Genomic DNA, 11,615 nt, shown 5'->3' on the forward strand with positions numbered 1-11,615 from the left:
ATGAGCAATGAGCTGTCCCGTCTCGAAGCTTCGTTAAGGCTGCACACGGCCCGTTTGAAAAGGTTGCAGCGCTTCGGGGTGCCCCTGCAACGTCGTGCGCCCAAGTGGGTGCTGGCGTTGTGGATTGTGGGCGTGTTCGTATCGTTGACTACCCAATGTTACGAGCACTGGCTGGTGACCGCGCCGATGATTTGCGCATTGATCGTGGCGGAAATCATCGTCGATGAGCGGCAAATGACACTGTTATTGCGCGTTGACCAGGTGCGCGACTTGCTCAGGGAGGCGCGCAACCGTTTCCTGTGCTGATCAGCGCAGGTTCCTGGCAAGCCCTTGCGCCATGCTCGTGGGCGCGAGACGCACCCGAACGCCGAGCGGCGCTGATTCAAACAGGGGCCATCAAGGCCCCTGCCCATGGCATTACAACGCCTGTTTACAACCGATGCGGCCCGGCAACTGCCCTTGCCTGGCCTTCAACGCGGCCTGCACCGCTTGCGGCAAACCACTCCAGAATGTCAGGCCCGAGCGCTCTTCGATTTGACTCACGGGCACCTGGTAATCGCAGAAATTGGCGCCCTTGGGCGTTTCCTGGTTCATCACGAACGAGGCATACATGCCACTTTCAGGCGAGCTGCCGACGAAGATGATTTTCCAGTAGCCACTGGGAAGGGTGTGCACCTTGTTCGTACCCGGCAGCGTGCCGACAAAATGCTCATACAGCGGCCCGGTGGCGACATACACCGCGTCGACTCCCGCCTGCTTGCTCAGGTTGCGCTCCTGGTCTTCCAGGTGCGCCCAAGGCCCCTGGTTGAGGTCGGACTTTTGCGGTGTGATGTTCGACAGGTAATTGAGGCTTTGCCAATCCGCTACGCCCGCCATCGAAGCGAGGTTGGCCTGATGGCCACGGTCGACTTTGAGCGCGACATTGGCGCCGTTGTAATCCACCGGGTCGAGGGTTTCGCCGGCCGGGATGTCCGGGTCGGTCTGCCAGTCGCGCGCGCGGCCGCTGGCGGGGGTGGTCTTGGTGATTTTGTACGACACCCAGTTGGCAAACTTGGTCGAACCGTTGTTGTTCAGGGTGTACGCCTGACGGTTCAGCGTCAGCGGGCTGCCGCCGCTGGGGCAGCCGACTGCGCAGTTGTCAAACTGCCAGGCCTGTTGCGGCTGGGCTTGCGGTGTGATGGCCGACTCACGGGTTCTGTCCGGTGTGGTACAGGCGGCAATCAGCGGGATCAACAGAAACGCTAAGTGTTTGGACTTTATACTTCCTTGCAGGGTGTAGCTCATTGGGTGTAGCTCCTTGGGCGAATCAATGACAAAAGGTCTGTCGGCGGCTGCGATCCATCGCAAGCCGACATAAACATTAAACCACTTAAACATTTCAAATTGTGTACAGGTTTCAGGGGACGCAAAAAAGCCGGTCACGCCGGCGAAAATCAGGTTGCTGCTCTGCTTTTGATCCGCTGGTGAGGATCACGTCAATGCAGGCGATTGGACGCGCAGGCCTTACAATGAGAGGGTCTGCTGCGGGTGCAGGCACGGGCACTTATCATGACCGCTCACTTATTCCCAGGCTGGGGCTTTAAATGGACATCAAGCAACTCAAATTCCTGATCGCGCTGGAGCAGACTCGGCACTTCGGCCAGGCGGCTGCGCGCTGCCATATCACCCAGCCGACCCTGTCGATGCGCCTGCGCAATCTGGAGGATGAGCTGGGCCTGGAGCTGGTCACCCGTGGCCAGCGCTTCGAAGGTTTCACCCAGGCCGGCGAGCGCGTGCTGGCCTGGGCCAGAACCCTGCTCGCCGCCCATGACGGTTTGTTTGCCGAAGCGGCGGCGTGTCGCGGGCAGTTGGTGGGCAGCCTGCGCCTGGGGCTGGTGCCGCTCAGCGGGTTCAACTCGATCAGTTACATCCAGGGTCTGTCCCAGACGTTTCCAGAGCTCAAGTTCAGCCTGTCGTCGATGAGCTCGGACAAGATCATCGAAGCCCTGGGCACCAACCAACTGGACTTGGGCGTGTGCTACCTGGACCACGTAAACCCCAATTACCTGGAGGTTTTCGAACTGGGCGAAACCCGCGTCGGCCTGCTGTACGACACGCGCCACTTCCAGTTCGAAGGCACCGAAATGAGTTGGGAAGACGCCGCGCAATTGCCCCTGGGGATGATCAGCAATGGCATGCACTATCGAAAATCCATTGACTTGAGCTTCCGCAGCCGGGGCCTGGACCCGCAGCCCATTCTCGAAAGCGATTCGACCTATCAGCTGTTCCAGGCGATCCACGAAGGGTTTTGCTGCGCGATCATGCCGCTGGACAGCGGCATGGAAAACCCGATCGAGAACCTCGCCTTTATCAACTTGCCGGACGCCAGCGTGCTTGCGCCGTTGGGGTTGGTGATGCGCAAGACCGAACCGCGCTCGGCCATCGCCGAGAAGTGTTTTGCGCACGCCAAGCAAGTGTTTGCCGCCAAGAACACGCACTGATCTGCAACGCGAAAGGACGAACACGCTCACTGTGGCGAGCAGGCTTGCCCTGCGTTGGGTGGCGGAGCCGCCCCAATTCAGGCGACTCGGTGAGTCAGTCGTAACCGGATAGGGCTGCTGCGCAGCCCAACGCAGGGCAAGCCTGCTCGCCACAGGTCCAGCGTCGCACCACAGTTAAGTAGATAACTGTGCAAGATAACGAATGGCTCAGTTCGACACTTGCTCAAGGAAGATCAGTTGCAACGGCTCGCTGAGCAAATCGTCGGCCGTGGCTGCAAATTGCTTGAAATACGGCGTGGCAAAATGCGCATCGAGGGCCGCCTGGTCCTTGAACGCTTCACGCATGTAGAAGGTGCCGGGCGCGTCGCGCAGTTCAAACAGCACATAGTCGAGGTTACCGGGCTCGGTGCGCGTTGGCGCAACCAGAGCCAGCAAGCCGTGTTTGAGGGCCTGCTGTTTGCCAGGTTTGGCTTTGAGTACGGCGATGGAAACCAAGGGTTTTGGCATAGGGGTCGCTCCGTCAGGGGAATGGCTCGCACAACCTGCGATCAACAGCGCAAGCAGCGTCACACCGATCGAAGTGATGGGGGTTTTAAATACCATGTTGATAAACGCCGCAGGTGGTTTAGGAGAACCCCAGCGTAATGAAACCCCGGTTGCATCAGCCATCCGCACGGGGCACATAGACTTTCAATGGAATATTGAAAGTGAGTTGAACAGCAGCTGACGGCACAGGGTTCTGACACTCACACCCGAAAACGCAGCGGCCGAACGTTGCTCAGCAATGGCGAAGCCACCCCGATGATCAGTTCTTCGCTCAAGAGCCGCGCCAAGGTGGGCGCCAGGGTCAAGCCTGGATGGGCGCTCAAGATATACAGCCTGCCGTCGTCGCGCGCTGGCCCCACGATAGGCAGGCCGTCGCCAGACAGCGGCCGCCACCCTACTGCTACGGACTTCAGCGCTATGGATTGCGCACCGCTCAACTGCCCACGAATCGCGTCGAGGGCTCTGAGCCCAATGGCAGCGGGGCCATTTTCCGGCGTATCGTCGATGTAGTCTTCAGCCGCAATCAAGGTATGCGTGTCGCCCTGGCGCGCCTCCATTTCGGCGTTCAATGCCATTGAGCAGTGCCTTCGCCACTTCAAACGTCAGCAGAATCGCCGGGGACGGTCGAATGGGCAGATGCAGGTTTTGATCAGCCAAAAGCTCAAGCACTCCCAAGCCAGCCGTCAGTACTGTTTTATTGGCATACCGGTTGCCTGCCTGGGTATGGACGCCCGGCGCTCGCCGTCAGTTTGGCGCGGCGGTGATTGAGCAGTTGGCGGTGATCGCCCTCGGCCAGGCACGCGGGCGCGAGCCTGACACGTTAGTGTTCAGTTGACCCGTCCGATGCGCGATTGAGGTTGGCGCGTGACGTTGTTGTTTGGCTTGATTCCGGGTCTGGCTGCGATAAAAACATGCTCTACCAAAACCATGCCTTACCAAAACCATGCCTTACCAAAACCAATAGGGCAGAAACTTGGGGGTCGGTTCATCGGCCAATTCCAGGTGGTAAGTAATCGCATTGAAGAAGAACATATCCAGGACCAGGAAGGCGGCAGCACCAAAACACAACAGCACGAACTCCCGTTGTGGATGTGCATGAAACCGTAACTGTATCCAGGGCCGAATGGCAATAAGACCGATCAACCCTGCACAGGCGCCAAGATAGTTAGGCCGCAGCGGCGCGGCTGCATAAAAGCTGTAAATAAAGGCAAGTAACAACATCCCCAGACCCACCACAGGCAAGTTGAGGCAGAACCTCAGCAACTTGTCGCGGGTACTTGCAAAGCGCTGGCTGCGATCCACGAAGATATAGGCGGCCAATAATGAAATCGCCGGCGTAATCGAAAGGATGTAACGCGCTTTCTTGGAACTTGGAAGGGTGAACAGCACGATCACCACCAACAGCCAACCCGTCAGGTACAGCAGCAGTTGGGTGGCCGGAGCCGGCGAGCGTTCAAAGAAGTGTTTGCCCTTCTTGATAATCACGTTTAATGCGATAAAGGCAGTGATGCCATAGGTGAGCAAACCCGCGGAGAAGTAGAAGTAATAACGCGGAGCATGATCAGCGCCAAAGCGCCCCAACCCTTGCATGACCAGCACCTCTTGCAGGAAAGCCTGCCCACCTTGCAGGTAGGCCGCGCAGCTCAGCACGGCAATGCCTGCGCCCAGCACCAGGCCCGCGAGCAGGCAGAACACCAGCAGCAGGCGCCACTGTCGACTTAACAGATAATAGGAGGCGACCACGCCCGCCGGGCCGATCAGGCCAATAGGGCCACGAAAGGCAAAGCCCAGCGCCAGGCCCAGGAGTACCGGCAGCAAGTGAAAGCGGTGCGGGTGCAGTTGGCCCGCATAGGCCAGGTAAAAACACATCACGGTAAACAGCGCCGGATAGATGTCCAGCGCCAGGGAATTCACGCCGTCCAGGAATGACCAGGTAAACAGCGCAAAGACCACCGCAAAGGCGCCCCATTTTTTTTCATGCAAGGCGCCCAGCTTGTAAATAAACACCAGCATCAAGGCGGCCGCCACGCAAAAAGGCAGCCCCATCGACAGGATGGATACACGCCCGAACGGCAAGGAAACCAGGTACACAAGCAGTGTATTGAGCACCGTGTAATCAGGGTATGGCTGCAAGTCATCAGCAATGGGAAACAGGGTCACGCCATGGGCGAGCATATACTCGGCAAAGTCGACAAAGCGTGTGGTGTAGTTGAGCACGGCCGGTTTGTATTGCAGCGCAGCCAATACAATAAACGCCACTATAAATATAGATGAACAGGGCTTGTTTACAGCCAGTTCCTTTAGCCTTTTCATACGCGCCTGCTGCCTGTTGAAAGCGCGCAGGCTAGCATGTTGTTTTTTCAATCATCCAGACTGCAAAGGTAAAGAGTTGTAAAGGTTATACACCCTGTTTATTCAGTTTAATTTGGCCTGAACAACAGCTGAATAACCATCAATAAAAGTGCAAACCGCTAACTTCAGCTATTGATTTTTTACTTATAAACGCTCATGCGCCGTGAAGTAACGTCCAGGCGTCACCCCAAACGTGCGGCGAAACAGTGCGATAAAAGCACTGACGTTGTCATAGCCCAACTCCAGCGCCACACCCGTGACCGGCACACCCGCCGCCAGCCTCTCCAGCGCGCGCAACAAACGCACGCGCTGGCGCCACGCGGTGAAACTGAAACCCGTTTCCAGCACAAAGCGACGCGTCAGTGTGCGCGGGGCGATGCCCGCCCAGGCCGCCCACTCCTGCAGGTGACGCTCGTCGTCCGGGCAATCGGACAGCGCCTGGGCGATCTTGCGCAGGCGCGCATCCTGAGGCATCGGCAAGCCCAGGGTCACCCGTGGCAAGGTCCGGATCTCATCCACAATCACCCCGGCCAGGCGCAACTGCGCAGCATCCAGCTCAGGGCTCTGCCAGGCGGCAGCGCGCATCACCGCCTCGCGCAAAAGTCCGGAGACTGCCAGGACGCAAGGCGTATCCGGCAGCTCGACACAGCCCTGCGGCGACACGTAGACACTCCACCCCGCGAAGGGGCCGTGGGAGCGCGCGCCATGGGAGATATTCGGCGGGATCCACACCGCATGGGTTGCCGGCACCACCCACTGGCTGACCCCGGCGTCCACCGATAACAAGCCCTGGCGTGTGCCCAGCAACTGCCCACGCGCATGGCAATGGCGCTCGGTGATACGCGGTTCAGCGTCCACTCGGACCACGGCGACAACCAGCGGGTCATCGGCAGCCGTTAATACCGAAGAGGGAATCAGCGGAGCGGACATAAGTGGCCTTGATGGACTATCGATTGTCTTTAATAGCGTACCCAGGCCACATTGGCGCGTCTATAGTCGCAGCCTCAACTCCCAGGAATACACCCCATGCGCGCCGAAGAACTGTTGCCCGATAACCAGAATCAGACTGAACGCCACGGCGTGGTCATCCGCAAAGGCAGTGTGGGCGCCTTTCTGGTGAACGCCCGGGCCTGGTGTGACCCAAACACCGATGCACAGCAGCGCACCATCGCCGAGCAGGACCTGCTGGCGTTGCTACCGGCATTACGTGCCCTCGGGCTGTTCGAGGTATTTACGCTACGAGACCCGCAGTTGCAGCGCCTGGTGGATCAGTATTGAGCGCACGACTAGCGGGCTGGGTACTGCGGATATAACGTGCAGGCGGTGAACCCAGGGTCTTGCGAAACATGCTGATAAACGAGCTGACCGACTCATACCCCAGCGGGAGCAAGCTCCCTCGCCACAGTTGCAAAGCGACAAAACCCGAACTACTGTTTATCCATACAGCCTAAAGCGCACGCTAAGGCTGTAGAAAAATAGCGCTATGACGGCGGTCATGCGCGTCGGGCCATGTCGCCCCCTACACGAGCACGCACATTACTTAAGGATGAGTATCATGAATGACGACTTGCAGCAGTCAGGCTCTACCACAACCACCCAGGCCACCGTCTCGCAGCAACAGATCAAAACCGGCAGGGTTCTGGATTTCACCTGGGCGCCTAACGCCAACACCACCAGCACCATCGTCTCGGCAGACTACATCGACTACCAGGTCGATACCTCCCAGGGCAGCCCTACGGGCGATAGCCACTCCATTGCCCGGTTTACCTATGCCCAGGGCAAAGGCGGCGGCCAGATCAGCACACTGTTTCTCGAAGAGCTGCGCGCCGGTGTGCGTGCCAACACCCGGATCGGGCTGATGGTCGGGCGCAAATGGGCGCTGGACCCCGGCACTGACGTCTCCGGCAGCATCGGCACCTATGTGCTGGAACAGTTCGATGACATGCGCGCCAGTGTCAACTATGTCGGGGCCTTCGCGCGTATCTTCGCCGACCCCAGGATGGTCAGCTACCACGCCGGGGGCCACGTGCACACCAGTGCCTCGATCACGGCCAGCAGGCCCCTGACCATGGCCGATTCAGGCAAGTCGATCCTGGTGATCAGCAACACTGACGTCACACTCACCCTGGGTGACGATGTGACTGAAGGGTTCAAGGCCACGCTGATCCAGGCGGCTGCCGGCAAGATCAACATTGCGGCATTGGGCAGCCACACGCTCTACAGCAACGCAGGGGTGCGAACACAAACACTCAATCCCCTCGATGAGCTGGAAGTCAGTACCTTCCCTGCCGGCCCGGTCTTCCTGGCATTCCGCGTCAGGCCTGGCGCTTGACACGCTGACAGCAAAGCGCTGGCCAAGGAGGCGCTCACGGCCAGCGCTGGCTGTATGCTGCTGATGCACGTGCCCGCCGTTCTTTTTTTGAACACTGAAAACGCCTTCAACACTAATACCTTACCCATTCGCCCCAACGGTGATTCCAATGGCCCAAGACCGACACCCGCCGGCCCCTGAAAACCGGCTGATCCGCCAGGCCACGCCTGATGACGTACGCGCCCTGGTGGAGTTGGACGCCTACGCCACAGCCCACGCTCATCGGCGCGTGTTTATCCATGACGCGGTGATTGGCCAACAATGCCTGGTCGTCGTCACTGCCGGTGAATGTGCGGGCTACCTGGTGTTGACTGATGAGTTTTTCAGCTACGACTTTGTTGCGCTGGTGGTCGTGTCGCCGATGCATCAACGTCAGGGTCTGGCGCTGCAATTATTGGCGGGCGCAGAAGCGTTGTGCAAAACGCCCAAGTTGTTTGCGTCAACCAATGCCTCCAACCTGGCGTCCCAAGCCATGCTCGCCAAGGCCGGGTTTATACCGAGCGGGCGAATCGAGAACCTTGATGAGCATGACCTTGAGCTTGTCTATGTAAAGTTCGTGCGGTAATCAGGAGGATTTCCTTTGTCCACATTCACATTGACTTCGCGGATTTTCCACACACCCCGCCATACCACGCACTATCTGGAGTCGGGCCCGGCCAATGGGCCGTTGATGATCTTCCTGCACGGCTGGCCCGAACTCAGCCTGATCTGGCGCGCGCAAATACAGGCGTTCGCGGCCCAAGGCTGGCACTGCGTCGCACCCGACATGCGCGGCTATGGCGGCTCATCTGCGCCCTGCGCCCTCAATGCCTACACCCTTGAAAACATCGTGGCCGACATGGCAGAGCTGCATGACCATCTCGGTGGCGCACCCGCCATTTGGGTGGGCCATGACTGGGGCAGCGTGGTGGCAGGTGAACTGGCCGCCCATCAACCGCAGCGCGGCCGTGGCGTGGTGCTGGTGTCGGTGCCGTACTTCCCGAGCACCAATGCACTGCCCACGCTCGTCCCGCTGGTGGACCGCACGCTTTATCCGGTAGACCAGTACCCTGATGGTCAATGGGATTACTACCGCTACTACAACACGCACTTTGCGTCTGCCGTCGCTGATCTTGATGCGGATAAAGCCGCATCGCTGGCCTCGATTTATCGACGCGGCGACCCGGCGAACATCACCAAGGTGGCATCAAATGCCGAAGTGACCCGCAAAGGTGGGCGGTTTGGCGAGGCGCATCGGGCGCCACCCACCCAACCCGACCTGGCGCTATGGCCGCAGGCGGACTTCGCTGCACTGGTGCACAGTTTCAAAGCCCATGGCTTCCGCGCGCCCTGCGCGTGGTATTTAAACGACGATGCCAATATCGACTATGCGCACCGAGCGCCCGATGGCGGCCGCCTGTCATTGCCCGTGCTGTTTGTGAACGGCGACTACGACCCAATGAATACCATCAAGGGCAACCGGTTGGGCGACCCCATGCGTGCGGCTTGCGCAGACCTCAGCGTAACCAGCTTGTCCGGCGGGCATTGGTTGCCGGTGGAGTGCAAGGCGGAACTGGTTGAGGTCATGACTACCTGGCTGCAGAGTAAAAATTTACCGTAATCCCTAAAACAGGAGTGGAGTCGTTTCAGCAAACAGTCGCGCATCACTGGCGTTCACGCGCTTTGCGGTCAACCCATGCGCTCGCCCCCTGATACACCAACAAAAATGCACCGGCCAGCAACAAGGTCCATTGCACACTGAAGGCAGCGGCCGCCAGCCCGGCCAACAGCCCACCAATGGCCTCAAAGCCGAAACGCATGGCGATATAGAACGCGATCACTCGCCCCCGCAACGCCTCGGGGGCGGCACTTTGCAGGGTCATGTTGCTGCTGACATTACTCACAGTGATGCCGAAACCCAGACCGGCGAGCGCGATCAGGGTAAACCACAACGGGGGATTGGCGGCCACCGCACACAACGATATCGCGCACACCCATGCCCCCATGCCAATGATGCGTTGCAGGTTCGACGCTCCGCCGACGAACGCCAGAAAAATCGTCGCGACAAACGCCCCCGCACCGGCGGCACCCCATAACCAACCCAGGGTTTGTGCGTCACCCGAAAACACGTTTTTTGCCAGAATCGGCAACAGCACGGTGTAGCAGGAAGCCAGCAGGTTGACCATGATCACGCTGATCAGCAGGCGCCGGATGTGCAGCGTGCTCCACAAATATCGCAGCCCCTCACGGAATATTTCTCCGGTAGAACCCTGGGCTTTGGCTTGCAGACGGCTCTGCACCCTGCCCAGCCCGATCAGCAACATGCCAAACGCGACAGCCGTCAGCAGAAAACAGCCGGCCTCACCACTCCAGTTGATCAGCAGCCCCGCCAAGGGCGGGCCGATGAAGCGGGCGGCGTTGATCAGCATCGCATTCAATACAAGGGCGTTGGGCAGGTCCTTGGGGTCATCGACGAAACTGCTGATCAGCGCCTGGCGCAGGGGGGTTTCCAGGGCATTGAGCAAGCCGAGGATCAGAGCCATGACGATGATCACCTCCCGGTTCATCCAGTGCTGCCAGGTCAGCACGGCCAGGACCAGCGATTGCAGGGAAAGCAGGGTTTGCACGCCCATCAACAGGCGGCGCTTGTCGTGGCGGTCCGACCAGGCTCCCGCTAATGGCCCGATCAATAACTGCGGCAGCAACGTCAAAAAGGCGATCGTCCCCAGCAACACGGCCGAGCCCGTCAAGTGATAGGCCAACCAGGCCAGCGCGACCTGTTGAATCCATTTGCCGAGGGTGGAAAGGCCCTGGCCCACAAAGTAGATCTGGAAGTTGCGGTGGCTCAATGCGCGAATCGGCGCGGGCCATCGGGTGGTGGGAGCGGAAGTCACAGCAAGCCTTTGAGTTATGAAGACTGCGATGCCTTACCCGTAAACCCTGGCCGAATGCTACGGCCAGGGTGTCAAGGATCAGCCAGGGAATTCGCAACCCTTCTGTGTAAGAGATTTCAAGACCCAGGTACGGTCATTTTCACCCAGGGCAATCTGCTCAAGCTGCTTTTGTTCGGCAGCATGCTTGGCGTGGGCACGATCATACACTTCACCCACCTGGTCAAACGGCACGCAAAGCAAGCCGTCTTCGTCGCCGATCATCAGATCGCCGGGTTCGATCACCATGCCATCAAGTGCAATCGGCACATTGACTTCGCCTGGGCCATCTTTGTAAGGGCCGCGGTGTGTAACGCCGGCGGCGAACAATGGGAAGTCACCCGCGCCGATGCTCGCGGCGTCGCGAATCGCACCATTGATCACAATGCCGGCCACGCCTCTTCTGGCCGCATAGGCGACCATCATTTCACCGATCAGCGCGTTACTCAGGTCGCCGCCGGCATCGACCACAATGACGTCGCCCGGCTGCGCGATATCAATGGCGTAGTGCAGCATCAAGTTGTCGCCGGGGCGTGCCTTGACCGTCAACGCCGGCCCCACCAACACGCCCTGGCGATGCATGCTCCGCAGGCTGGCGCCGCCGGCAGTCATGCGATTCATCGAGTCGCTGATATTGGCGACGGGCACCGTCCGATAGCGCTCAACCCATTCGGCAGACACTTTGCGATCTTGTTTGAGCACTCTGAAACCAATGGACATGGGGACACCTTCTTGTGTTTTTTGTAGGCCGTGCGTGATTACGAAATCACTTAAAATGAAACGACGTTTTAAAATTACCACTTCATTTTTTGCCTTGCAAGGGAGCCTTGCAGGCAGCTCATCACCTCGCCCTCGCACCATTAATGCTCTCAATCAGGCGGATAAGTGAGCTAGATACGTGATTTATTTAGACTATATGTGACGCTCGACGGCGACGAAAATCGCGCACCCACCTCT

General features: G+C 59.0%; 15 protein-coding genes and 1 pseudogene. 8 read left to right on the plus strand and 8 right to left on the minus strand.

Annotation, left to right across the window (positions count from 1 at the left end; translation table 11 throughout):
- Entirely contained in the window at positions 1-306 is a 306-nt protein-coding gene (locus AOA59_RS18800) for a hypothetical protein (protein ID WP_065931432.1), read from the plus strand.
- A gap of 111 nt (positions 307-417) precedes the next feature.
- On the opposite strand, the gene AOA59_RS18805 is transcribed toward AOA59_RS18800, so the two are convergent.
- Complete coding sequence (locus AOA59_RS18805) at positions 418-1,272, minus strand: DNA/RNA non-specific endonuclease (protein ID WP_083221800.1); 855 nt, start codon at positions 1,270-1,272, stop codon at positions 418-420.
- Between the two features lie 311 nt (positions 1,273-1,583).
- Between AOA59_RS18805 and AOA59_RS18810 the strand changes: the two genes are divergently transcribed.
- Positions 1,584-2,480, plus strand: a complete 897-nt coding sequence (locus AOA59_RS18810) for a LysR family transcriptional regulator (RefSeq protein WP_099488683.1) — start codon at positions 1,584-1,586, stop codon at positions 2,478-2,480.
- 207 nt (positions 2,481-2,687) lie between these two features.
- On the opposite strand, the gene AOA59_RS18815 is transcribed toward AOA59_RS18810, so the two are convergent.
- Entirely contained in the window at positions 2,688-2,987 is a 300-nt protein-coding gene (locus AOA59_RS18815; RefSeq protein WP_058421281.1) for a putative quinol monooxygenase, read from the minus strand.
- Here AOA59_RS18815 and AOA59_RS32050 point away from each other — a divergent pair.
- Positions 2,965-3,207, plus strand: coding sequence for a hypothetical protein (locus AOA59_RS32050; protein ID WP_143522791.1), 243 nt, complete (start codon positions 2,965-2,967; stop codon positions 3,205-3,207). The two genes, AOA59_RS18815 and AOA59_RS32050, sit on opposite strands and share 23 nt — an antisense overlap.
- 19 nt (positions 3,208-3,226) lie before the next feature.
- Here the strand turns inward: AOA59_RS32050 and AOA59_RS18820 are convergent, their stop codons facing one another.
- Positions 3,227-3,601 carry an FAD-dependent oxidoreductase gene (locus AOA59_RS18820; protein ID WP_178076270.1) on the minus strand — a complete coding sequence of 125 codons (375 nt, stop codon included), beginning with the start codon at positions 3,599-3,601 and terminating at the stop codon, positions 3,227-3,229.
- Positions 3,602-3,735: 134 nt separating this feature from the next.
- Between AOA59_RS18820 and AOA59_RS33150 the strand changes: the two genes are divergently transcribed.
- Positions 3,736-3,861: a hypothetical protein gene (locus AOA59_RS33150; RefSeq protein WP_256593067.1), complete on the plus strand. Its 126-nt coding sequence runs from the start codon at positions 3,736-3,738 to the stop codon at positions 3,859-3,861.
- 113 nt (positions 3,862-3,974) lie between these two features.
- Here the strand turns inward: AOA59_RS33150 and AOA59_RS18830 are convergent, their stop codons facing one another.
- Positions 3,975-5,339, minus strand: a complete 1,365-nt coding sequence (locus AOA59_RS18830; RefSeq protein ID WP_099488684.1) for a hypothetical protein — start codon at positions 5,337-5,339, stop codon at positions 3,975-3,977.
- Positions 5,340-5,522: 183 nt separating this feature from the next.
- Entirely contained in the window at positions 5,523-6,308 is a 786-nt protein-coding gene (locus AOA59_RS18835; protein ID WP_099488685.1) for a helix-turn-helix transcriptional regulator, read from the minus strand.
- 96 nt (positions 6,309-6,404) lie between these two features.
- Here AOA59_RS18835 and AOA59_RS18840 point away from each other — a divergent pair, with 96 nt between their 5' ends.
- Positions 6,405-6,656, plus strand: coding sequence for a hypothetical protein (locus AOA59_RS18840; protein ID WP_065931438.1), 252 nt, complete (start codon positions 6,405-6,407; stop codon positions 6,654-6,656).
- Here AOA59_RS18840 and AOA59_RS18845 read toward each other — a convergent pair.
- Positions 6,610-6,759 (minus strand): annotated as a pseudogene (locus AOA59_RS18845) (hypothetical protein); the annotation flags it as partial. The gene AOA59_RS18840 and the pseudogene AOA59_RS18845 sit on opposite strands and share 47 nt — an antisense overlap.
- Positions 6,760-6,933: 174 nt before the next feature.
- On the opposite strand from AOA59_RS18845, the gene AOA59_RS18850 reads away from it, so the two are divergent.
- The 3 genes from AOA59_RS18850 (at position 6,934) to AOA59_RS18860 (ending at position 9,349) form a co-directional block, all read left to right on the plus strand.
- Entirely contained in the window at positions 6,934-7,710 is a 777-nt protein-coding gene (locus tag AOA59_RS18850; protein WP_170875863.1) for a hypothetical protein, read from the plus strand.
- 148 nt (positions 7,711-7,858) lie between these two features.
- Positions 7,859-8,314: a GNAT family N-acetyltransferase gene (locus AOA59_RS18855; protein WP_099488687.1), complete on the plus strand. Its 456-nt coding sequence runs from the start codon at positions 7,859-7,861 to the stop codon at positions 8,312-8,314.
- Positions 8,315-8,329: 15 nt separating this feature from the next.
- On the plus strand, positions 8,330-9,349 hold the full coding sequence (locus tag AOA59_RS18860) for an alpha/beta hydrolase (RefSeq protein ID WP_099488688.1): 1,020 nt from the start codon (positions 8,330-8,332) through the stop codon (positions 9,347-9,349).
- 43 nt (positions 9,350-9,392) lie between these two features.
- Here AOA59_RS18860 and AOA59_RS18865 read toward each other — a convergent pair whose 3' ends face one another.
- Positions 9,393-10,622, minus strand: a complete 1,230-nt coding sequence (locus AOA59_RS18865; protein ID WP_239694316.1) for an MFS transporter — start codon at positions 10,620-10,622, stop codon at positions 9,393-9,395.
- Between the two features lie 78 nt (positions 10,623-10,700).
- The gene (locus AOA59_RS18870; RefSeq protein WP_065931442.1) at positions 10,701-11,378 is read right to left on the minus strand and encodes an RraA family protein; all 678 of its coding nucleotides are present in this window, start codon (positions 11,376-11,378) and stop codon (positions 10,701-10,703) included.
- Between the last annotated feature and the right edge of the window lie 237 nt (positions 11,379-11,615).

The organism is Pseudomonas sp. 2822-15, assembly GCF_002742515.1.
GTDB lineage: Bacteria > Pseudomonadota > Gammaproteobacteria > Pseudomonadales > Pseudomonadaceae > Aquipseudomonas > Aquipseudomonas salomonii.